This is a genomic window from Myxococcus sp. AM011, assembly GCF_013372595.1.
In the GTDB taxonomy this organism is placed as follows: Bacteria; Myxococcota; Myxococcia; order Myxococcales; family Myxococcaceae; genus Myxococcus; species Myxococcus eversor.
Genome location: NZ_JABXEM010000046.1, coordinates 1 through 20,480 on the forward strand (window position 1 = coordinate 1; position 20,480 = coordinate 20,480).

Consider the following 20,480-nt stretch of genomic DNA (forward strand, 5'->3'; position numbering starts at 1 on the left):
GTTTCTTTTTTCAAGCAGAAGGCGGCATACGAGGTTACTACGCGTCTCGTGGGCTCGGAGATGTTTATAAGAGACAGACTGGATTGAACGCGGTCCGAATACGAAGCCCTGGACGGTGTCCGTGGTGCTTCGCCGGGCCTGGACGGGGGAGGGGGCGCGGATGGACCTCTCCCTGGACGTCACGGTGCCACTGAACATGTTCCTGGGCTCACCCCTGGATTCCAGGGGGCCCGGCGGGCGGTCGTCGGCTAATCGGCACGGCAACCCTCGCTTGGGGGCTGGCGGAGCGTCTTCGCTATTCCCTGGGAGCACCCCCCGTAATATGGAGCCCTCATGAACTTCGAGCTGACCGATGTCCAGCGCGAGATCCAGCGGATGTGCCGCGAGTTCGCCGCCAAGGAACTGACCCCCAACGCCCGGAAGTGGGATGAACACCACACCTGGCCCACGGATGCGGTGAAGAAGCTCGCCGAGCTGTCGCTGCTCGGCGTGGCCGTCTCCGAGAAGTACGGCGGCGCCGGTCTGGACAACGTCTGTTACGCGCTCGCCATGGAGGAGATCAGCCGAGGCTGTGCCTCCACCGGCGTCATCATGAGCGTGAACAACTCGCTCTATTGCGACCCGGTGTCGAAGTTCGGCACCGAGGCCCAGAAGGAAGAGTTCCTCGCGCCGTTCGCCCGGGGCGACAAGCTCGGCTGCTTCGGCCTGACGGAGCCCGAGGCCGGCAGCGACGCCGCCGCCCAGCAGACCGTCGCGGTGCGCCGGGGTGACGAGTTCGTCATCAACGGCTCCAAGAACTGGATCACCAACGGCCCCAAGGCCGACGCCATCGTCCTGTTCACGATGACGAACAAGGAGGCGGGCAACAAGGGCATCACCGCCTTCCTGGTGCCCACCAACACCCCCGGCTTCACCCGCGCCGAGCCCGACAAGAAGATGGGCATCAGCGCCGCCTGGTCCTGCTCCATGTTCTTCGAGGACATGCGCGTGCCGGCCAAGAACATCCTGGGCAAGGAGGGCGAGGGCTTCAAGGTCGCCATGTCCACGCTCGACGGTGGCCGCATTGGCATTGCCTCGCAGGCGCTGGGCATCGCCCGCGCGGCGTACGAGGAGGCCGTTCGCTACTCGGGTGAGCGCAAGTCCTTCGGCAAGCCCATCCGCGAGCACCAGGCCATCCAGTTCATGATCGCCGACATGGCGATGGAGATCGACGCGGCCCGCCTGCTGGTGTGGCGCGCGGCGCTGCTCAAGGACAAGGGCGTGCGCCACAGCGCGGAGAGCGCGATGGCGAAGCTGTACGCCAGCGAGATGGCCAGCCGCGTGGCGAACAAGGCCCTCCAGGTGCACGGCGGCATGGGCTACAGCAAGGAGATGGACGCCGAGCGCCACGTGCGTGACGCGCGCATCACCGAGATCTACGAGGGGACGAGCGAGATTCAGCGCATCGTCATCTCCGCCAACGTCCTGAAGGAGTAGGCACCATGAAGAGGGCACTGCTTCCCGTTCTGATTCTGGTCTCGACCGCCGCGTTCGCGGAGAGCGTTCCAGCGAAGAAGCCCGAGGGCGGGAAGCCGGCCCCCACCACGAAGGTGCCCGCGAAGAGCGACGCGCCGGACGTGGCCCGCCTGCCGTTCACTCCGGACTCCATCCGCCAGGTCGTCACGTACAACCAGGGGCGGATCCAGGAGTGCTACGAGGACCACATGGCGGAGAAGAACAAGAAGGCGGAGGGCAAGCTGCTCACGTCCTTCACCATCGACGCCAATGGTCTGGTGAAGGGCGCGAAGGTGCGCAAGGGCAGCACGCTGAAGGACCCGAACCTTCATGACTGCGTGGTGGCCGTGTTGTCGTCCATGACGTTCCCCAAGCCTCCGGACGGCGCCGACCACCCCATCGAGTATCCGTTCAACCTCAAGGCCATCGAGTAGGACGACCGACGTGAACCTCGAGCTGACCGAGACGCAGACGCTGATTCGCGAGACGGCCCGCAAGTTCGCGCGGGAGCGCGTGGCGCCGCTCGCCCGCGAACTGGACCGCCAGGAGCGCTTTCCCACCGAAATCTTCAAGGAGCTGGGCGAGCTGGGGCTGCTGGGCGTGAACATCCCGGCGAAGTACGGCGGCTCGGAAGCGGGCGCCGTGTCCTACGCGCTGGCGATGATGGAGATGGCCGCGGCGGATGCGTCCACGTCCGTGGCGATGGCCGTGACGAACATGTGCGCGGAGCTGATCAACGCGTTCGGCACCGAGGCGCAGCGCGAGAAGTACGTGACGCGGCTGACGTCGGGTGAGGCCGTGGCGGGTTCGTTCGCGCTCTCCGAGCCGCACGCGGGCTCCGACCCGGGCGCGCTGATGACGTCCGCGGTCCGCCGTGGCGACTCGTGGGTCATCAACGGCAGCAAGCAGTGGATTACGTCCGGCGCGTACGCGGGCGTGATGGTGGTGTGGGCGCGCACGTCGCCGGCCGGCAACAAGGGCCTGTCGTGCTTCATCGTGGAGGGTGGGACGAAGGGTCTCATCATCGGTCGCCACGAGGACAAGATGGGGCTGCGCTCGTCGAACACCGTCGCGCTGACGTTCGAGGACTGCGTGATTCCGGCGGAGAACCTGCTGGGCTCGGAAGGGCAGGGGTTCCGGCTGGCGATGGTCGCGCTGGATGGCGGGCGCATCGGCATCGCCTCGCAGGCGTGTGGCGTGGCTCGCGCGGCGCTGGAGGCCACCGTGTCCTATGTGAAGGACCGCAAGGCGTTCGGTCATGCGATTGGCGAGTTCCAGGGGCCGCGCTTCATGATCGCCGACATGAAGACGCAGATCGACGCGGCGGAGCTGCTGACGCTGCGCGCGGCGTACATGAAGGACCAGAAGCAGCCGTTCACCCGCGAGGCGTCGATGGCGAAGTTGTTCGCCAGCGAGACGAGCAATCGCGTCTGTGACAAGGCCGTGCAGCTTCACGGCGGCTACGGCTACATCGACGAGTTCCCGGTGGAGCGGTACTTCCGCGACGCGCGCGTGCAGACCATCTACGAGGGCACCAGCGAGGTGCAGCGGATGGTGATTGCCCGCGAGAGCTTCAAACTGCTGGGCTGAGGCGAGGCTTCGTTCTTCCGCTTCGCGGCCAGGGAGGAGTGGACCCATGGGGCTGAAGCGGAAGGGACGTTACTCGTACGGCGACTCGCGCGCGGACCTCAGGACCTTCCTGGCGGGCTACAGCGAGAAGAACAAGTACCCCATCGCGCGGATGGAAGACCTGCGGTGCCCCTGTGGCTCCGAGGTGCTGGAGTTGTTGCTCGATGATGACGAGGGCGCGGCCGTCCAGACGTGCCCGACGTGCCAGCATCAGATTCCCGTGGGGGACAGCGCCGAGTACCTCGACGACGCGGAGCTGGGGGAATGCGAGTGCCCTTGTGGGGGAACTCGCTTCGAGCTCACCGTGGGGTCCGCGTTCTACGAAGGCAGCACGGACGTCCGCTGGTTCTATGTGGGATGCCGGTGTCCTTCGTGTGGGCTCGTGGGCTGCTACGGGGATTGGAAGACTCCCTGAACTTGCCACGAATCGACTAGACGACCGGTCTACTGGTCGTTAGCAAAGGGCCATGAGCGTGAGCGCGGCCCCCCAGCAGGATGCCCGTCGGCACATCATCGATGCGGCCCATCCGTTGTTCGCGAGCAAGGGCTTCACCGCGGTGGGCCTGGCGGAGGTGCTGGCGGCGGCGAAGGTCCCGAAGGGCTCGTTCTATTACTACTTCGACTCGAAGGAGGCCTTCGGCGAGGCGGTGCTGGAGACGTACTTCGCGGACTACCTGGCGAGGATGGAGGTGTTGCTGGCGGTGCCGGGCACGTCCGCGCAGCGCCTGCTGGGGTACTTCCAGGACTGGCTTGCCTCTCAGCTCGACGAAGAGGCCCGGGGCCGATGTCTCGTGGTGAAGCTCGGCGCGGAGGTCTGTGACTTGTCCGGGAGCATGCGCGCGGCGCTGGAGCGCGGGACTCAGGGCATCATCGACAGACTGTCGCGCTGTCTTGATGCAGGGAGGGAGGACGGTTCGCTGACGGCTCCGCTGGACACGCGGGCGGTCGCAATCACTCTCTACCAGTCCTGGCTGGGCGCGGGGCTGCTGGCCAAGATTTCCCGCGACCGCACGCCGCTGGACACGGCCATGGTTGGTACACGGCGGTTGCTGGGACTCGCATAACGCGTCCGCGTCGAAGACGCGTCTTCGCTTCGTCACCTTCTTTTTCGTCGGCCGAGCTGCTCGCGGTGGCACACCGTGAGTGGCTCGTGCGCGCTCGCTCACGGCTTGCCGGGACAGGGTGCGCTGAACGTTTTCTCGCCACACCCCTGGAGTCAGCACCCATGCCTCAAAGCGATACCCGCAATCGTCGTGTCGTCCTCGCCGCGCGTCCTCACGGCATGCCGACATCGCGGGACTTCCGTCTCGAAGAAGCCGACGTCCCCGCTCCGGGGGAAGGACAGGTGCTGCTGCGCACCCTGTACCTGTCGCTGGACCCGTACATGCGCCCGATGATGAACGATGTCCCCCCGGCGTATGCCGCGTCGTCGGTGCGGGTCGGTGAACCCATGGTGGGCGGCACGGTCGACCGGGTCGTCTCCTCCAGGCATCCGCGCTTCCAGGTCGGGGACCTGGTGCTGGGCAACTCCGGCTGGCAGGACTACGCGTTGTCGGATGGGCAGGACCTGGTCCCGCTCGGTGAGATGAAGCAGCCGTCACTGGCCCTGGGCGTGCTCGGCATGCCCGCGTTCACCGCCCACGTGGGCTTGCTGGACATTGGCGAGCCCAAGCCAGGAGAGACGGTGGTCGTCGCCGCGGCGACGGGGGCCGTGGGGGCGGTGGTGGGGCAGATCGCCAGATTGAAGGGCGCGAGGGTGGTGGGCATCGCCGGGGGCACGGACAAGTGCCGTTACGCCGTCGAGGAGCTGGGCTTCGACGTGTGCCTCGACCGCCGCGAGCCGAGGCTGGCCGAGCGACTCGCCGCCGCCTGCCCGCGCGGCATCGACGTCTACTTCGAGAACGTCGGTGGTGAGATGTTCGAGGCGGTGGTGCCGTTGCTCAATCACTGGGCTCGCGTGCCGCTGTGCGGGACCATCTCCAGCTACAACGGCGACACGTCACCGGGCCCGAATCGGTTGCCGCAGGTGCTGGCGGTGTTGCAGCAGAAGCGCATCCGCATGCAGGGCCTCATCATCCTCGACCACTACGGTGACCGCTACGACGCCTTCCGTCGCGACATGGACGCGTGGGTCGCCGACGGCCGCGTGAAGCTGCGAGAGGACCGCGTCGATGGGCTGGAGAACGCGCCGGCGGCGCTCATCCGCATGTTGGAGGGCGGCAACTTCGGCAAGCTCGTGGTGCGCGTCTCCGACGTCTGACGCGTCGTGGGCCCCTTGTCACCCTAATGCCCATACACCCGCTGGAGCGCGGACCTCAGCGAATCATCGATGCCCGTCCCCGAGGGCAATTGCTGGTCCGCCCGGAACTTCTGGAGCGCCGCCTGCGTCGGTCCATCCAGCTCGCCGCTCACCTCATCCACGGGATAGCCCAGGTTCTTCAGTCGCCCCTGGACACCGCTCACCGTGTCCAGCGGGTGCAGGTGCCGCAATGAGATGGGGATGAGGCGCGACGCGAAGCCCTCTCCAATCCGAAGCATCCCCGTCGCCGCCGTGGGCGACACCGAGTGCACGATGCTCCCGTCCGCACCGCTGCGTCCCTTCAGGATGACCCCGTCCACCTCCAGCGCATAGGGCGTGTCCTTCAACACCTCGCTCCCCACGCGCAGCACCAGGTGCAGCTTGGAGGGAATGCCCTTGCGCACAAAGGTGTGCTTTCGCCCCGTGAGGACCTGCTTCATCCGCTGGCGCAGCGCCGGGACGAAGACCTCGTCTCCCGGCAGGAGCGTGTGCGGATTCCCACGCAGCTCGCGCAGCGCCTGATTGCGAGGGTGCTCCCACAATGTCTGCCAGATGTGCCCGTGCTCGGACGCGATGCTCTCCACCGAATCACCCGCCTCGGCGACCCGGACCTTGTCTTCCGCCATGTCCATCCACCTCGCGCGGGGTCAGAAGCCCAGCTTCTGTTTGAAGGGGCCCTTCACGAGGACCGACGTCGCCTTGTTGAAGCTGCGCCAGGCCTGCTTGGCGTCGATGATCTGCTTCAGCGTCATCTGCTCGATTTCGTCGTCATCCTCGTCGTAGAAGTGGACCTTGAGCCCGTGGTCCTCCTCGGGAATCCCCAGGTACCAGCCCGCGGACTTCTCCAACTCCTCGTCGCCCTTGAGGTAGACCAGCCCGCGCTCGTCCGCGTTCACCTGGTGCGGACCGACGTGGTACATGATGGCGTCGCTCATCTCCCAGCTCTCGTCCGGTGTGTCCGCGTACACGGGCTGCTGCCGCATCAGCGCCGTGTACTGGGCAAGCCACGCGTCCACGGCGAGGCCTACGTTCATCGGGTTGACCTGCTGCTGGGACACCTGGGCCTTGACCCGGGTCACCTCGCGGCCCCACGTCTCCCACGCGTCGATGGCGAGCGAGCTGAACTCGGCGGAGGGCCTGCGCGAATCGTCCAGCGCCGCCCGGGCCGCCGCGCTCTCCGACTGCTCGACGAGGAAGGCCCAGAACACGCCGCGCAGGTGGCGCAGGTGGGACACGCGCTGGAGCACCAGCTCCGGCCGGTTGAGCCCCAGTATCTGGATGGTGCGGACTCCCCGCAGCGCCACCGGCGGCGCCTGGTGCACCACCTGGAACATCTCGTGCCCGTTGCCCGTCACCACGAACGACTTGTTCGTCGGGTGGACCTTCACCTCGTACCGCCCCTGCATGGACGGAATCGCCTTGGGCTCGCTCCAGGCGAACTCGTCCGCGTCCTGCCGGCCCTTGCGCGTGTCCAGGAACCAGCGCAGCAAGTCGTAGGGATAGGCCTCGCCCGTCCACACGTTGAAGCGCACCGCCAGCCGGGGGTCCTCGAGGCCCGGGTCGATGAGCACGGAGCGCTCCTCGGACACCTTGCGGGTCGCGGTGGAGCGCACCTCCACGAGCTGGTCATTCAGCAGGACGGGGAACTTGTTCCCCTTGTGGATCTGATTGCAGACCTGGCACGAGTAGTAGAGGTTCTCCCAGGCGTAGGCCTCCCAGAAATACCCATCCAGGTTGAAGCCATATCCCTGCTCGTAGCCCGCCTTGGGGCGGAAGTGCTCCACGTCCCCGTGCGCCAGGTACTTCACCTTGGACTCGCAGAAGGCGCACTTGCCGTGGTGCGAGTTGAGCAGCGCCTCCTTGATGCCGTGTCCGGAGTAGTAGTCGCTGCTGAAGATCTCCGACTTGAAGCCGATGAGCGGCCGGGTGACGGTCTTCCAGGCACCCGCCATCTTCTCGTCGATGAGGTCCCCCATGAGGCGCACCGACAACGCGTAGTAGGCGAGCGCGCCACGCACGGGCTCGGGCGCCGTCGCCATGGCGCGAAGGTCCGCGTCCCCCATGTCCCGGGGAGGGTGCTTGCCCTTCTTGAGGTAGCCGGCGTGGAAGTCGAAGGCGAAGCCCCACAAGGCCCCCTCGGCGGGAAGGCCGTCCGGCGTGCCGCACATCCACGCCAGCGACGTGTACTTGCGCAAGGCCTCCGAAGTCCGGCAGCGCTCCCGGAAGTCGGCCACCTGCGCCTGATGGGCCGCGACGGCTCCCACCTTGAAATCCAGGGACATCGAGTTCAACGCCGGAGGGAAGGTCCACCCCGCGAGCTCCTGTGGCGCGAACCAGGGCAGCTCCAGCGCGTTGATGGCGGGCGCGCTCAGCCAGGGACGCCCGGAGGTCAGCACGGACTGCTGGTAGAGCGGGCGGATGACGCCGAGGAGCTGGTGGCGGGCCTCCGGTGACATGCCGGACAGCTTCGCGTCCCAGACCTTCCGGGCCTCCAGCGCCACGGCATGGAAGCCGTCCAGGTACGCGCCGAAGCGCGCCCTCCAGTCTCCCTGGAGCTGATGGAGCACCTGCTCGTCGAGGAGCCGCTCGTTCATCACCTCCACCAGCTCTTCGCCGAACTTCACCAGCCCCAGCTTGCCCAGCAGGCGCTGCTTCTGGGCCTTCGTGGGTCGAGGGCCGAGCAGCTCTTCGACGATGGCCTCCTTGTCGAAGGCGACGGGCCCCTTGCCCGTCCTGGCCCGGTACTGGCCCTCCAACTGCGCGTAGATGTCCCGGAGCTCCTGGGTGATTTCCGCGCACTTCTCCCGGGCGCCTCCGGGCGCACCGCCCTTGTCGATCCGAATCATGAAGTCGCGTCCTGGCCGATGAGAGGTGGGCTGACGGGGACGGCCCCAGTGCAGCGCTCATGCCCGGAAGGGTGGGGGACTGGCTCCAGAGGACAGCGCCCCTGGCCATGTGGGTGATTCGCGTCCCTCGCGGACGCACGGGCGTGCGCGCTCGACGCGGCCAATGCCTTGCTCAGGGAATCCCAGACAGGAAGGGAAGGAAGAGGCCCGCGGCCGCCGACATGTGGGAACAGTCCACCCCCCCGGGCGCACCCCCCATGACTCATGCCGGGCACTGGACTCGTGGACCTCGACCCACGAGCGGAACGCGGCCGCACGATGTGGGTCGCATTTCAGTGGATTTTTCGAGTAGGTTGTCGCGCTCGCTGGCCGAACAGGCGAAGCGGACGCTCGCGGGGTCCTCTGAAGCGGGAGGGCTGCGAAGGTGGGCGAGCGTTCTTAGAAAGATGGGTGCGGATGGCTGTCCCGGGTCTTGACAGTTCCGGGTGATCGCATCCACCGAACAGCACATGGGGCACGTGCTCGCTTGACTACCGGAATAACCGGTGTCTAGGGTGCGCGGCTTCATTCAGCACCATTCAAAAGTCCCCAGAGGTGGGGACGTCCGCGGACTCTCGTTGCGCCCCGCATGGGCCCGCGTTCCTCAAATCAGGGGGCAGCTGTGCCGTATCAAAGGACTTCCATTTCCATGCAGCAGAACGTGAACCAGCAGGTCGAGACTGACGCCGGGGAAGAAAACTTCGCGGCGATGTTCGAAGAGTCGCTCAAGCAGCGCGGTGGCGACGGCATCCTGAAGGAAGGGGAGATCGTCAAGGGCACCGTGGTGCAGGTGACGAAGGACTTCGCGATCGTCGACATCGGCTACAAGTCCGAGGGTCAGGTCCCGATCTCCGAGTTCACCAATCCTCGCGGAGAGGTCTCCGTCAAGGCGGGCGACCCCGTTGAGGTCCTCCTGGAGAGCCGCGAGAACGACACCGGCATGGTCGTCCTCTCCAAGGAGAAGGCCGACAAGATGCGCATCTGGGACGAGATCAGCGCCGCCTGTGAGCGCGATGAGATCGTCAAGGGCACCATCGTGGGTCGCGTGAAGGGAGGCCTCTCCGTCGACATCGGCGTGAAGGCGTTCCTGCCCGGCAGCCAGGTGGATATCCGGCCCGTGCGCAACCTTGACCAGTACATCTCGAAGGAATTCGAGTTCAAGGTCATCAAGTTCAACAAGAAGCGCGGCAACATCGTCCTGTCGCGCCGGGTCCTCCTCGAGAAGCAGCGCGAGGAGATGAAGAAGGAGACCCTCAAGAACCTGAAGGAGGGTGCGGTCCTCAAGGGTGTCGTCAAGAACCTCACGGACTACGGCGCCTTCATCGACCTGGGCGGCATCGACGGCCTGCTCCACATCACGGACATGTCCTGGGGCCGCATCGGTCACCCCAGCGAGATGTTCAATGTGGGCGACGAGGTCCGCGTCGTTGTCCTCAAGTTCGACCCGACGCAGGAGCGCGTCAGCCTGGGCCTGAAGCAGATCCAGGAGGACCCGTGGCACCGCGCCGACGAGAAGTACCCGGTCGGCACCCGCGTCAAGGGCAAGGTCGTGTCGATCACCGACTACGGCGCGTTCATCGAGATCGAGCAGGGCGTCGAGGGTCTCGTCCACGTGTCCGAGATGTCCTGGACCAAGCGCCTCAAGCACCCGTCCAAGATCCTGGAGGTCGGCCAGGAGGTGGAGGCCGTCGTCCTGGATATCGATCCCAAGGCCAAGCGCATCGCGCTGGGCATGAAGCAGATCGAGCAGAACCCCTGGACGCTGCTCGAGGACAAGTACCCGATCGGCTCCGTCATCAAGGGTCAGATCCGCAACGTCACCGACTTCGGCGTGTTCGTCGGCGTCGAGGAGGGCGTGGACGGCCTGGTGCACGTGTCCGATATCTCCTGGACCCAGCGCATCAAGCACCCGGGCGAGATGTTCAAGAAGGGCGACGAGGTCGAGGCGGTGGTCCTCAACATCGACGTCGAGAACGAGCGGTTCAGCCTGGGCATCAAGCAGCTCCAGCCGGACCCCTGGGAGACGCTGTCCGAGCGCCTGCCTGTCGGCAGCCGCGTGAAGGGCAAGGTCACCAAGGTCACCGACTTCGGCGCGTTCGTGGAGATCGAGCCGGGCATCGAGGGTCTCGTCCACGTCTCCGAGCTGAAGGAGGAGCGTGTCGAGAACCCGCGTGACGTGGTGCAGGAGGCGCAGGATGTCGAGGTGAAGATCATCGACATCAACACGCCGGACCGGAAGGTCGCCCTGTCCATGAAGGCGCTGATCGGCGAAGGCGACGACTACCGCGAGTACCTCCGCAAGCAGGCGGAAGGCTCCAAGGCGCGCCTCGGCGACGTGATGGGCAAGCTGACGAAGAAGTAGTCTTCGCTCAGCATCGCCTCACGGCGTGACGGCCGGGTTCCCGAAAGGGGGCCCGGCCGTTGCCGTTCCAGACGCCTACTCCAGGTAGCCAGGGAACGAGGGCAGCGCGCGGAAGTCCTCGGGCGCGTGCTGGACGATGAATCGGCCCTTGGCGTCCTTCACCAGCGTCTCCACATGGTCGATGGATGAGAGGGTTTGCTCGCGGCTGGTGTTGAAGCCAGGCACGACATGGCGCTCCCAGTTCTCTCGCGTGTGGCAGAGGTCCCCCGACAGGACGACGGTCCCCGTCCGAGGGAGGTTCACCTGCAGCGACTGGTGGCCCGGCGTATGTCCCGGCGTGGAGAGGATTCGCACGCTGCCGTCGCCGAAGACGTCGCGATCTCCCTCAAGCGGCTCCACCTTCGCCTCGCGCCACGTGGAGAACTTCGTCGGGTCCACGCCCGGCGGCGCGGGCGTCGCGGTGGCCCACGCCAGCTCCTTGCGCTGGAGCAGCCACGTGGAGCCGGTGAAGGCATTGGCGTTGCCGGCATGGTCCGCGTGCAGATGGGAGAAGCCCACGTAGCGCACGTCCGAGGGCTTCAGGCCCAACTGGGCGAGCTGCGCGTGCAGCGTCTTCTGGACGTGGACGCGAAAGCCCACCGCATCCGTCACGCCGTCCGGGCTCCGGGAGATGACGTCATCCAGCCCGGTGTCCCAGAGCAGCGCGCCCTGGGGATGGCGGATGAGGAAGCAGGGGCCGGACATCTCTCCCTTCTGGCCATTGGGATGACTCCCGTCCGTGAAGAACCCCATGTCGTGGATGTCGATGCGTCCGCAATCCAGCGCGTAGAGGCGCAGCGCTGGAGGCGAGGTGTTGGACGTCGTCGCCTGGTGCGCGCAGCCACCGGTGAGGGACAGCAGGGAGAGGAGGAGGGCGGGGGAGACGCGCATGACTAGAAGGACCTCATGAGGGCATCGACGATGCGGGTGAGACGGGTGGTGTCCTCCGCCGTCTTTCCGAGCACGCGGAGGCCGGTGAGGTTGTTGAGGAGGAAGCTCGCGAGCTCTCTCGCGTCACGCGCGGCGTCGACCTCGCCGGTGCGCTGGCCCTCCTCGAGGAGCGACAGGAAGGCGGCTTCGGTCTGCTCGAACATCCGCGCCGCGAGCCGGGCCGCGCCCGCGTCGCGTCCCGCCAGTTCAATCGCGGTGTTGATGGCCAGACATCCCCGGCGCTCGGGGTCCGCGACGTCAATCTCGATGACCGCGAGGAACAGGGCCCGCAGGCGCGCCTTGATGGGGCCGGGCCGCGTCAGGAACGCGAGCAGCTTGGGCGCCTCGTGCGTGTGGTAGTGGCGCAGCACGCACTCGAAGAGGCCCTGCTTGCTCTCGAACGCGTTGTAGAGGCTGCCCCGACCCAGCCCCATCCGCTCCCCCAGCTCCTGGGGAGACGCCGCCGCGTAGCCCTTCTCCCAGAAGACCTCCATCGCCTTCGCCACCGCCGCCTCGGCCTGGAACTTCCTCGGACGTGCCATGCCCGGGGTGTTAGGTCGTTTTGTACCTCAAGGTCAAATACGGGCCACGAGCGTGGCGCGAGCGACCGACTGGTCGGGTGGTGGGTGTCCGGAAGGAGGAGGAACTTCGCGCGGTTGGGGGCGGTTTCGCGGTGCGTCGCGAGCAGTGGACGCTCATGTCCGGACGGCGAGCGAGGACGCTTGAACTCCGGGGAACGCCCGGTGATAAGGGCCACCGCCGCTGTTATCGAAGGACATCCGTACATCCTCAAGAGGAGGCAGTTTTCATGGCTCGTGACGTCGTCATCGTGGGCGCGGCCCGTACCCCTATCGGCGCCTTTCAGGGAGCGCTCGCCAAGCTGACGGCGCCGCAGCTGGGCGCGGTGGCCATCAAGGCCGCGCTGGAGCGCGCGGGCGTGAAGCCGGAGACCGTCCAGGAAGTCATCATGGGCTGTGTGCTCCAGGCGGGTGTCGGCCAGGCGCCTGCCCGTCAGGCCACCATCTTCGCCGGCCTCCCCGAGGGAGTTCCCGCCACCACGCTGAACAAGGTCTGTGGCTCCGGCCTCAAGGCCGTCATCGCGGGCGCGCAGGCCATTGCCCTGGGTGAGGCGGACGTCGTCGTCGCCGGCGGCATGGAGTCCATGAGCAACTCGCCCTACGTGAGCCACACGATGCGCGGTGGCGCTCGCATGGGCAACGTGGAGTTCAAGGACGCGATGATCCTCGACGGTCTCTGGGACGTGTATGGCAACGTCCACATGGGCCTGTGCGCCGAGGAGTGCGCCACGTCGCAGGGCATCAGCCGCGCGCAGCAGGACGAGTTCGCGCTGGAGTCCACCCGCCGCGCGATTCACGCCCAGAAGGAAGGCCTGTTCGCCGCCGAGATCGTCCCCGTGCAGATCCCCGGCAAGAAGCCGGACGAGGTGACGACGGTCTCCGAGGACGAGGGCCCGCGCAACGCCAAGCCGGACAAGATTCCGGGCCTCAAGCCGGTGTTCAAGAAGGACGGCACGGTGACGGCCGCCAACGCGTCCTCCATCAACGACGGCGCCGCGGCGCTGGTGCTGATGAGCGAGGAGAAGGCGAAGGCCGAGGGCCGCACGATTCTGGGCCGCATCACCGGTTACGCGCAGGCCGCGCGCAAGCCGGTGGAGTTCACGATTGCCCCGGCGGACGCCATCAACACGCTCCTGAAGAAGAAGGGCGTGAGCGTGGCGGACGTGGACCTGTGGGAGATCAACGAGGCGTTCGCGGTGGTGTCGCTCGCGAACAACAAGATCCTCGGGTTGGATCCGGCGAAGGTGAACGTGCGCGGTGGCGGGGTGGTGCTCGGTCACCCCATCGGCGCTTCCGGTGCGCGCGTGCTGGTGACGCTGCTGCAGACGATGAAGGACCAGGACAAGAAGCGGGGCGTCGCGTCGCTGTGCATCGGCGGCGGCGAGGGCATCGCGCTGATGGTGGAGCGGTAGTCAACCCTCTCCCCGCGGGGAGAGGGACGGGGTGGGGGCCTTGGTGGCCTTCACCCCGTTTCCGTTATCGGGAGGGCGAATGAACAAGGTCTACGCGAGCGCGGACGAGGCGGTCGCCGACATCCCGGATGGCTGCACGCTGATGAGCGGCGGCTTCGGGTTGTGTGGCAATCCTGAGAATCTCATCGAGGCGCTTCACCGCAAGGGCGTGAAGAACCTCACCATCATCTCCAACAACTGCGGCACCACCGAGCTCGGCCTGGGCATCCTGCTCCAGAACAAGCAGGTCAAGCGGATGGTGTCGAGCTACGTGGGAGAGAACAAGGAGTTCGAGCGGCAGTACCTCTCCGGCGAGCTGGAGGTGGAGCTGAACCCGCAGGGAACCCTGGCCGAGCGCATCCGCGCGGGCGGCTGCGGCATCGGTGGCTTCTTCACGCCCACGGGCGCGGGGACGCAGGTGGCCGAGGGCAAGGAGTCGCGCATCATCGACGGCCGGCTGCACGTCCTGGAGACGCCGTTGAAGGCGGACTTCGCCATCATCCACGCGGCGAAGGCGGACACCCACGGCAACCTCATCTTCAACAAGACGGCGCGCAACTTCTCCCCGATGATGTGCATGGCGGCCAAGGTCACCATCGTCGAGGCGGAGGAGATTGTTCAGCCCGGCGAGTTGGACCCGGACCAGGTGCACCTCCCGAGCATCTTCGTGAAGCGCATCGTCCAGGCGAAGAACCTCCAGAAGTGGATTGAGCGGCGCACCGTCCGCAAGACGGCCTGAGGACCCCATGCCACTGACTCGTGAACAACTCGCGAAGCGCATCGCCCTGGAGCTGCGGGACGGCTTCTATGTGAACCTGGGCATCGGCATCCCCACGCTGGTCCCCAACTACATCCCCGAGGGGGTGGAGGTGGTGCTCCAGTCGGAGAACGGCCTGCTGGGCATCGGGCCGTATCCCGAGGCGGGCAAGGAAGACCCGGACCTCATCAACGCGGGCAAGGAGACGGTGACGACGGTGAAGGGCGCCGCGTTCTTCGACTCGGCCCTGTCGTTCGGGATGATTCGGGGCGGCCACATCGACATGGCCGTGCTGGGCGCCATGGAGGTCTCCGAAGAGGGGGACCTGGCCAACTGGATGATTCCCGGGAAGATGGTCAAGGGCATGGGAGGCGCCATGGACCTGGCCGTGGGGGCCAAGCGCATCTACGTGGCCATGGAGCACGCGAACAAGGAGGGTCAGCCGAAGATCCTCAAGAAGTGCTCGCTGCCCCTGACAGGCCTGAAGTGCGTGCACCACATCGTCACGGACCATGCGTTCCTGGACGTGACGCCGGAGGGGCTCGTCCTGCGCGAGCTGGCCCCGGGCGTGACGGTGGAGCTGGTCCAGAAGCTCACCGAGCCGAAGCTGAAAATCGCGCCGGACGTGCGCGAGATGAAAGTCTGAGCGCTCAAGGCTAAGGTGCGCCGCTGGGGGAGGGTGGTATGGACGACTTCCCCGGCGGAGCCCCTTTCATGGCCGACACCTCGGAGAAGTTGAACCCCATCGACCACCGCGCGCCGCGAGTCGAATACGAGCTGCCGGTGGCCTACCGCAGCGTGGCCGGCTTCGTGACGGACTGGGCCGTCAACCTTTCCAAGGGCGGCCTCTACATCAACACCGACAAGCCCCTGCCGGTGGACACGGTGGTGAAGCTGCTGGTGACACTGCCGGGAGCGCACTTCCCGGTGGAGCTGAAGGGCCGGGTGACGCGCACCAACGCGCTCGGCGCCGCCCCCTCGCAGTTGCCGGGGATGGCGGTGGAGTTCCTGGACGTTGACGAAGACAAGCGGTCGCGCATCGGGGAGTTCGTGGAGCGGTTGCGCTCGGAGCTCCCGTCGGAAGCGACCCGGAAGTAACGGCGGCCCGCGCGGGCGCCCCCACCGAGCGCCTGCATGCTGCCCCTCCCTGAGACTCCCGTTTCACTGACGATCGACCGCCTCGGCCAGCTTGGCGAAGGCGTGGCTTCCTGGCAGGGGCGCACCGTCTTCATCCCTGGCGCCTTCCCCGGCGACACCGTGCGCGTCCACCTGGAGTCCCAGGGGCGGGTGCTGCGCGGCCTGTTGCGTGAGGTGGTCTCCCCCGGGCCGGACCGCCGCGTGGCCCCGTGTTCCCTGGCCGGCGAGTGCGGTGGCTGTGACTGGCTGGGCCTGGCCGAGTCCGCGCAGCGGAGCGCGAAGCAGGAGATCGTCCTCTCCACCCTGGAGCACCTGGGCCACCTGAGGCGCGAGGACTTCACCGTCCGGCCGCTCCTGGTGGCGCCTCGGGACTGGGGCTATCGCCGACGCACGGTGCTGCATCCGGCGGGGAAGGGAGCGCTGGGCTACTTCAGCCGGCGCAGCCACGAGCGGCTCGCGGTGTCCGAGTGCGGTGCCCTCACGCCCGTGCTGACGGCGCTGCCGGGGAAGCTGGCGCCGCTGCTCAAGCCCTTGGCGAAGGACACCGAGGAGGTGCTCCTGCTCGCGGAGGGGGACAAGGCCGCGTTCGCGGTGAACCTGACGGGGCAGGTGACGGCGCGGCACGTGGAGGCCGCGGAGGCCGCCGTGCGGGCGCTGCGACTGGAGGGCGCGGTGCTGGTGCCGAAGGAGGGCTCGCCCCGGGTGCTGGGCAAGCCGGCGCTGCGCTCGTACTCGCCGCTGCGACCGGAGGTGCCGCTGTACCTGCGGCCGGATTCGTTCGCGCAGGCGCACGCGGAGGCCAACGTGGGGCTCGTCACTTCGGCCATCTTCGAGCTGGCGGCGCGGGACGAGGACTCCGTGCTGGAGCTGTACTCGGGCAACGGCAACTTCACCTTCCCGCTGGCGGCTGGAGCCGCGTCGGTGCTGGGCGTGGAGTCGTCCCCGGTGGGCGTGGAACTGGCTCTGCGCAGTGCTCGCGAGGCGGGCGTGGGCAACGTGCGCTTCGTGCAGGGGGATGCGCGCAAGGTGTGCGACGGGCTGGTGTCCGAGGGCCGGCGCTTCGACGTGTGTCTGGCGGACCCGCCGCGAGCGGGGGCTCCAGGCCTGGCGAAGTGGATGGTGGCGCTGGGCATCCGCCGGGTGGTGTACGTGGCGTGTGACCCGGCCTCGCTCGCGCGCGACGCGGCGGGGTTGGTGGAGGCGGGCTACAAGCCGCAGGCGCTCCAGGTCGTGGACATGTTCCCCCAGACGCACCACGTGGAGGCCGTGATGTCCTTCGAGCGGCCGGGCACGGGGAAGGGAAGCTGATGGACGCGCGCATCGTCGAGTTCGCCGAGGTGCTCCGACAGAACGGCGTGCGCGTGAGCACCTCCGAGGTGCAGGACGCACTGCGGGCCACCGCCGAGGTGGGGCTGGTGGACCGGGCCCTGTTCCGCGCGGTGATGCGGACGACGCTGGTGAAGCGCGAACTGGACGTGGACACGTTCAACCGCGCTTTCGACTTCTTCTTCTCCGGCGCGGCGGCGACGTTCGAGGCCATCGACAAGTCCCTGGCCGCGCAGCTCCAGGAAGAGGGCTACCTGGAGGGGGACACGCTGAAGATGGTCATCTACCAGATGAACCTCCTGCTGCCGGAGATGTCTCCGCTCGCGCAGGCGGTGCTGGAGGGAGACCGGGCGCGGCTGGCGCAGATCTTCCGGATGGCCTCGCTCCAGTTGGACTTGTCGAAGCTGGAGAGTCCGCTCCAGGCGGGCTTCTTCTCGCGGCGCATGCTGGCGGGCGCGGGCATGGAGCGGGCTCGCTCCGACATGAAGTCGCTGGAGGACGAGCTGCATGCGCGCGGCCTGTCTCCCGAGGGCGTGGAGATTGTGTCCCGCCATGTCGCCGCGGCGATGCGGAAGATTGAAGACGCCGCGCGCCAGGAGGTGAAGCGTCAGGCGGAGGCTCGCATCCGGCGTCGCACCGACACGGTGCAGGACAAGCCGCTGCACCTGCTCACCCAGGCGGAGGTGGACCAGATGCAGTCCGCCGTGCGCACGCTGGCGGAGAAGCTGCGCAGTCGCTTGATTCGTCGGCAGCGCTCGCACCGCAAGGGCGCGCTCAATGTCCGTCGCACGCTGCGCAAGAACATGACGTGGGGTGGGGTGCCCATGCTGCCCCAGTTCCGGCGCCGCCGCCCGGAGCGCCCGGAGCTGGTGGTGCTGTGTGACGTGTCCGACTCCGTCCGCAACGCGGCGCGGATGATGTTGCTGTTCATGCACACGATGCAGTCGCTGTTCGTGCGCGTGCGCTCGTTCGTCTTCGTGTCCGACGTGGGCGAGGTGACGCAGTACTTCAAGGACCTCGACGTGGACGAGGCCATCGACATGGCGACGGCGGGGAAGACGGTGTCCCTGAGCGCCAACTCGAACTATGGCCGCGCGCTGGCGGACTTCACCCGGGACCACCTGGGCAGCATCACCCGCCGCACCACCGTCATGGTGATTGGTGATGGGCGCAACAACTACAACGCCAACAACGTCTGGGCGCTGAAGGATTTGCGCCGCAAGGCGAAGCGCGTGCTGTGGATCTGCCCCGAGGAGCGCGGCAACTGGGGCATCGGTGACAGCGAGATGCTCACTTACGAGAAGCACTGTCACCAGGCCGTGGTCGTGACGTCCATCTCCGACCTGGCTCGCATCGCGGACCAGCTCGTTCCGGCTTGAGCCTCTTGCGGATAGGACGAGCCCTTCGCGTACACGAAGGTGAAGCCGCCGAGGCCGGCAGCTTCACCCCTGGAATACGCCGTATTGGACCCGCGCCAGCGAGCTACTTGTCCAGCATCACCACCGGCGCGAAGCCGCCGTAGATCATCCGCGCGCCGTCGAAGGGCATCGGGTTCTCCTCGGGGCTCATTCGTGGGTCCTTCATCATCTTCTCCATGCCAGCGTCGCGCGCGGCCTTGTCGGGCCATTCAATCCACGAGAAGACCACCGTCTCATCGTCCTTGGCCTGCACGGCCCTGCGGAAGTCGGTGAGCTTGCCGCTCGGCACGTCGTCTCCCCAGCACTCGATCACTCGGAGGGCACCGCACTCGATGAAGACGGGGTCGCCCTTGCGGGCATGTGCGATGAACTTCTCCTTGTTCGCGGTCGGCACGGCGATGACGAAACCATCGATGTAGGACATGGGATGCTCCTCTGGGAATGAGAGGACGCCGGCAGGGCGCCTTCAAGAGCGCGACGATTGGGCGGTGCGGGGATCGACACGAAGCGATTGCCTGGCGGACCTCCGAGGGGCGAGTGCACCGCTCATCGCATCTTGAGCACCACTCTGAAGCGGGCGTGGTTGCTCATCATTCGCTCGTAGGCCTCGCCAGCGCGCTCCATGGGAAACACCTCATTCTGGGAGCGCACGCCCGTGAGCGCGCTGAAGTCCATGGTGTCCTGCGAGTCCTGGGGAATGCCGCTGGGCCAGCCCTGGACGCGCTGGCGCTTCATGATGAGCTGAAGGCTGGTGACGGGGATGGGCTCCGAGCCCGCGCCCAGGAGCAGCAGGACGCCGTCGCGACCCAGGCCGCCAATCATGTCCGCCGCGAGGCTGCTGCTCGACGCGGTCATCATGATGACGCGCGCGCCGCCCATCGCTTGGAGCGCCTTGCCCACGGGTCCCTTCTCCGTGTCGATGTAGTCGTGGGCGCCCAGCTCCGTGGCCAGCTTCTGCTTGTCCGCCCCTCGCGAGATGGCCACCGTGCGGTAGCCCAGCTTGCGCGAGAACTGGATGGCCAGGTGTCCCAGGCCACCAATGCCTTGCACCGCCACCAGCGAACCCGGCTTCGCGCCCATGTTCCGCAGCGAGTTGAACGTCGTCACGCCCGCGCACAAGAGCGGCGCGGCGTCCTCGGACTTCATGCCGTCCGGGACGCGGGCCAGCGCTTCCTGCGGGGCCAGCATGTATTCGGCATAGCCACCGTCGTAGCTGATGCCGCAGATCTGCTGGAACTCACAGGTGACGAAGTCGCCCACACGGCACGCGGAGCACTGGCCACAGTGACCTCCGTGCCAGCCCACACCGACGTGTTGTCCTGCCTTCCAGGCCGTCACCCCGGGACCCACCTTGTCGATGCGGCCCACCACCTCATGGCCGGGCACCCGCGGGTACTGCAGGGGCATCCACCCCTCCTTGACGATGGCATCGCTGTGGCAGACGCCACATGCGTCCACGGCGATGAGCACCTGTCCGGGGCCGGGCTCGGGTACGTCCCGCTCCACGACCTCGAGCGGCCCCTTCGACTGCTTCACCTGCACCGCCTTCATCTTCCTGGCCATCGCGCCTGCCTCCATCGGTGTGAAGAACGCGAGTGAATATAGGCAGGCCCCAGAGTGAAGACGACAGTCCCGTTGGAATGGACCGGCGTCCGCGGCAGGACGTTCCCGTTCAACGGGCCGTCGCGGTGACCACCCCCTCGAGCCTCGTCCTGGCCCCCAGGAGGACACTGCCCTGCGCGAACATCCCCGCCAACTCCATCACGAGGAACGCGATGAGCACCTGCGTCGCCCCCTGCGAGAGCGCCAGGATCATCCACAAGGCGACCACCGCACGGCCCAGCGTGTCCACGATGCCGTGGAACACCGTCGGCTGGATGATGCGGACCCCCGCCCACAGCACCGCGAGGACGCCGAAGAGGGAGGTGAAGAACAGCGGCATGGGCGCGAACGACGGCATGGGCTCACCGCCCAGCGCCAGTGCCTGATGCACCTGACGCATCAGCGAAAGCACCGCGTCCGCTGTCCACGGTGTCGCGAACGGAAGGGTAACGACCAGGTCATACACCGCACTGCCACGGACGATACGACGAAGCAGGGGAGCGTCAGGGTTCATCCCTGGAACACTAGAGGTGATCTCAGAATTGCCTCAAGAGGATGGACCCAAGGTGGAGC

Annotated in this window: 20 protein-coding genes; 13 read left to right on the forward strand and 7 right to left on the reverse strand. The window is 67.0% G+C overall.

Annotated features, from left to right (window positions below):
- The first annotated feature begins 333 nt into the window (after window positions 1–333).
- From HUW62_RS12340 to HUW62_RS12365, 6 genes are all read left to right on the forward strand, one after another.
- Window positions 334–1,476, forward strand: a complete 1,143-nt coding sequence (locus tag HUW62_RS12340) for an acyl-CoA dehydrogenase (RefSeq protein WP_163867300.1) — start codon at window positions 334–336, stop codon at window positions 1,474–1,476.
- Window positions 1,477–1,481: 5 nt separating this feature from the next.
- On the forward strand, window positions 1,482–1,928 hold the full coding sequence (locus HUW62_RS12345) for an AgmX/PglI C-terminal domain-containing protein (protein ID WP_163867301.1): 447 nt from the start codon (window positions 1,482–1,484) through the stop codon (window positions 1,926–1,928).
- Window positions 1,929–1,938: 10 nt separating this feature from the next.
- Window positions 1,939–3,084, forward strand: a complete 1,146-nt coding sequence (locus tag HUW62_RS12350) for an acyl-CoA dehydrogenase family protein (protein WP_176434548.1) — start codon at window positions 1,939–1,941, stop codon at window positions 3,082–3,084.
- Between the two features lie 46 nt (window positions 3,085–3,130).
- A complete protein-coding gene (locus HUW62_RS12355; RefSeq protein ID WP_163867303.1) occupies window positions 3,131–3,538 on the forward strand; it encodes a hypothetical protein in 408 nt (135 codons plus the stop codon).
- A 52-nt stretch (window positions 3,539–3,590) separates the two neighbouring features.
- Window positions 3,591–4,187: a TetR/AcrR family transcriptional regulator gene (locus HUW62_RS12360; RefSeq protein ID WP_163867304.1), complete on the forward strand. Its 597-nt coding sequence runs from the start codon at window positions 3,591–3,593 to the stop codon at window positions 4,185–4,187.
- Between the two features lie 161 nt (window positions 4,188–4,348).
- Entirely contained in the window at window positions 4,349–5,383 is a 1,035-nt protein-coding gene (locus HUW62_RS12365) for an NADP-dependent oxidoreductase (RefSeq protein WP_176434549.1), read from the forward strand.
- Between the two features lie 23 nt (window positions 5,384–5,406).
- On the opposite strand, the gene HUW62_RS12370 is transcribed toward HUW62_RS12365, so the two are convergent.
- Both HUW62_RS12370 and HUW62_RS12375 read right to left on the reverse strand, forming a co-directional pair.
- Window positions 5,407–6,048, reverse strand: coding sequence for a hypothetical protein (locus HUW62_RS12370; protein ID WP_176434550.1), 642 nt, complete (start codon window positions 6,046–6,048; stop codon window positions 5,407–5,409).
- A 21-nt stretch (window positions 6,049–6,069) separates the two neighbouring features.
- The gene (locus HUW62_RS12375) at window positions 6,070–8,268 is read right to left on the reverse strand and encodes a hypothetical protein (RefSeq protein ID WP_163867307.1); all 2,199 of its coding nucleotides are present in this window, start codon (window positions 8,266–8,268) and stop codon (window positions 6,070–6,072) included.
- Between the two features lie 688 nt (window positions 8,269–8,956).
- Here HUW62_RS12375 and HUW62_RS12380 point away from each other — a divergent pair.
- Window positions 8,957–10,669: a 30S ribosomal protein S1 gene (locus HUW62_RS12380; protein WP_141644393.1), complete on the forward strand. Its 1,713-nt coding sequence runs from the start codon at window positions 8,957–8,959 to the stop codon at window positions 10,667–10,669.
- A gap of 75 nt (window positions 10,670–10,744) precedes the next feature.
- Here HUW62_RS12380 and HUW62_RS12385 read toward each other — a convergent pair whose 3' ends face one another.
- Together HUW62_RS12385 and HUW62_RS12390 are read right to left on the reverse strand one after the other, a co-directional pair.
- Window positions 10,745–11,599, reverse strand: coding sequence for an N-acyl homoserine lactonase family protein (locus tag HUW62_RS12385; RefSeq protein WP_176434551.1), 855 nt, complete (start codon window positions 11,597–11,599; stop codon window positions 10,745–10,747).
- Window positions 11,600–11,601: 2 nt separating this feature from the next.
- Window positions 11,602–12,180 (reverse strand): TetR/AcrR family transcriptional regulator, encoded by a 579-nt coding sequence (locus tag HUW62_RS12390; protein WP_163867309.1) that lies wholly within the window; start codon window positions 12,178–12,180, stop codon window positions 11,602–11,604.
- A gap of 266 nt (window positions 12,181–12,446) precedes the next feature.
- On the opposite strand from HUW62_RS12390, the gene HUW62_RS12395 reads away from it, so the two are divergent.
- The 6 genes from HUW62_RS12395 to HUW62_RS12420 all read left to right on the forward strand — a co-directional run bounded on the left by HUW62_RS12395 (window position 12,447) and on the right by HUW62_RS12420 (window position 18,266).
- Window positions 12,447–13,628 carry an acetyl-CoA C-acetyltransferase gene (locus HUW62_RS12395; protein WP_176434552.1) on the forward strand — a complete coding sequence of 394 codons (1,182 nt, stop codon included), beginning with the start codon at window positions 12,447–12,449 and terminating at the stop codon, window positions 13,626–13,628.
- Between the two features lie 79 nt (window positions 13,629–13,707).
- Window positions 13,708–14,406 carry a CoA transferase subunit A gene (locus tag HUW62_RS12400; protein ID WP_163867311.1) on the forward strand — a complete coding sequence of 233 codons (699 nt, stop codon included), beginning with the start codon at window positions 13,708–13,710 and terminating at the stop codon, window positions 14,404–14,406.
- 7 nt (window positions 14,407–14,413) lie between these two features.
- A complete protein-coding gene (locus HUW62_RS12405; protein WP_141644398.1) occupies window positions 14,414–15,070 on the forward strand; it encodes a CoA transferase subunit B in 657 nt (218 codons plus the stop codon).
- 68 nt (window positions 15,071–15,138) lie between these two features.
- Window positions 15,139–15,522 carry a TIGR02266 family protein gene (locus HUW62_RS12410; RefSeq protein WP_163867312.1) on the forward strand — a complete coding sequence of 128 codons (384 nt, stop codon included), beginning with the start codon at window positions 15,139–15,141 and terminating at the stop codon, window positions 15,520–15,522.
- 36 nt (window positions 15,523–15,558) lie between these two features.
- Window positions 15,559–16,869 carry a class I SAM-dependent RNA methyltransferase gene (locus HUW62_RS12415; RefSeq protein WP_176434553.1) on the forward strand — a complete coding sequence of 437 codons (1,311 nt, stop codon included), beginning with the start codon at window positions 15,559–15,561 and terminating at the stop codon, window positions 16,867–16,869.
- Window positions 16,869–18,266 carry a VWA domain-containing protein gene (locus HUW62_RS12420; RefSeq protein ID WP_176434554.1) on the forward strand — a complete coding sequence of 466 codons (1,398 nt, stop codon included), beginning with the start codon at window positions 16,869–16,871 and terminating at the stop codon, window positions 18,264–18,266. Before HUW62_RS12415 ends, HUW62_RS12420 begins: the two co-directional genes overlap by 1 nt.
- A gap of 103 nt (window positions 18,267–18,369) precedes the next feature.
- Here the strand turns inward: HUW62_RS12420 and HUW62_RS12425 are convergent, their stop codons facing one another.
- From HUW62_RS12425 to HUW62_RS12435, 3 genes are all read right to left on the reverse strand, one after another.
- Window positions 18,370–18,729 (reverse strand): DUF1428 domain-containing protein, encoded by a 360-nt coding sequence (locus tag HUW62_RS12425; RefSeq protein ID WP_163867315.1) that lies wholly within the window; start codon window positions 18,727–18,729, stop codon window positions 18,370–18,372.
- 122 nt (window positions 18,730–18,851) lie between these two features.
- Window positions 18,852–19,868: an alcohol dehydrogenase gene (locus tag HUW62_RS12430; RefSeq protein ID WP_163867316.1), complete on the reverse strand. Its 1,017-nt coding sequence runs from the start codon at window positions 19,866–19,868 to the stop codon at window positions 18,852–18,854.
- A 109-nt stretch (window positions 19,869–19,977) separates the two neighbouring features.
- Window positions 19,978–20,421 carry a hypothetical protein gene (locus tag HUW62_RS12435; protein ID WP_163867317.1) on the reverse strand — a complete coding sequence of 148 codons (444 nt, stop codon included), beginning with the start codon at window positions 20,419–20,421 and terminating at the stop codon, window positions 19,978–19,980.
- Between the last annotated feature and the right edge of the window lie 59 nt (window positions 20,422–20,480).

Excerpts from the sequence above, each read along its gene's own strand:
- HUW62_RS12340 (WP_163867300.1), top strand. The coding sequence starts at position 334 with ATGAACTTCGAGCTGACCGATGTCCAGCGCGAGATCCAGCGGATGTGC.
- HUW62_RS12345 (WP_163867301.1), top strand. The coding sequence starts at position 1,482 with ATGAAGAGGGCACTGCTTCCCGTTCTGATTCTGGTCTCGACCGCCGCG.
- HUW62_RS12355 (WP_163867303.1), top strand. The coding sequence starts at position 3,131 with ATGGGGCTGAAGCGGAAGGGACGTTACTCGTACGGCGACTCGCGCGCG.
- HUW62_RS12360 (WP_163867304.1), top strand. The coding sequence starts at position 3,591 with ATGAGCGTGAGCGCGGCCCCCCAGCAGGATGCCCGTCGGCACATCATC.
- HUW62_RS12365 (WP_176434549.1), top strand. The coding sequence starts at position 4,349 with ATGCCTCAAAGCGATACCCGCAATCGTCGTGTCGTCCTCGCCGCGCGT.
- HUW62_RS12370 (WP_176434550.1), bottom strand. The coding sequence starts at position 6,048 with ATGGCGGAAGACAAGGTCCGGGTCGCCGAGGCGGGTGATTCGGTGGAG.
- HUW62_RS12375 (WP_163867307.1), bottom strand. The coding sequence starts at position 8,268 with ATGATTCGGATCGACAAGGGCGGTGCGCCCGGAGGCGCCCGGGAGAAG.
- HUW62_RS12380 (WP_141644393.1), top strand. The coding sequence starts at position 8,957 with ATGCAGCAGAACGTGAACCAGCAGGTCGAGACTGACGCCGGGGAAGAA.
- HUW62_RS12385 (WP_176434551.1), bottom strand. The coding sequence starts at position 11,599 with ATGCGCGTCTCCCCCGCCCTCCTCCTCTCCCTGCTGTCCCTCACCGGT.
- HUW62_RS12390 (WP_163867309.1), bottom strand. The coding sequence starts at position 12,180 with ATGGCACGTCCGAGGAAGTTCCAGGCCGAGGCGGCGGTGGCGAAGGCG.
- HUW62_RS12395 (WP_176434552.1), top strand. The coding sequence starts at position 12,447 with ATGGCTCGTGACGTCGTCATCGTGGGCGCGGCCCGTACCCCTATCGGC.
- HUW62_RS12400 (WP_163867311.1), top strand. The coding sequence starts at position 13,708 with ATGAACAAGGTCTACGCGAGCGCGGACGAGGCGGTCGCCGACATCCCG.
- HUW62_RS12405 (WP_141644398.1), top strand. The coding sequence starts at position 14,414 with ATGCCACTGACTCGTGAACAACTCGCGAAGCGCATCGCCCTGGAGCTG.
- HUW62_RS12410 (WP_163867312.1), top strand. The coding sequence starts at position 15,139 with ATGGCCGACACCTCGGAGAAGTTGAACCCCATCGACCACCGCGCGCCG.
- HUW62_RS12415 (WP_176434553.1), top strand. The coding sequence starts at position 15,559 with ATGCTGCCCCTCCCTGAGACTCCCGTTTCACTGACGATCGACCGCCTC.
- HUW62_RS12420 (WP_176434554.1), top strand. The coding sequence starts at position 16,869 with ATGGACGCGCGCATCGTCGAGTTCGCCGAGGTGCTCCGACAGAACGGC.
- HUW62_RS12425 (WP_163867315.1), bottom strand. The coding sequence starts at position 18,729 with ATGTCCTACATCGATGGTTTCGTCATCGCCGTGCCGACCGCGAACAAG.
- HUW62_RS12430 (WP_163867316.1), bottom strand. The coding sequence starts at position 19,868 with ATGGCCAGGAAGATGAAGGCGGTGCAGGTGAAGCAGTCGAAGGGGCCG.
- HUW62_RS12435 (WP_163867317.1), bottom strand. The coding sequence starts at position 20,421 with ATGAACCCTGACGCTCCCCTGCTTCGTCGTATCGTCCGTGGCAGTGCG.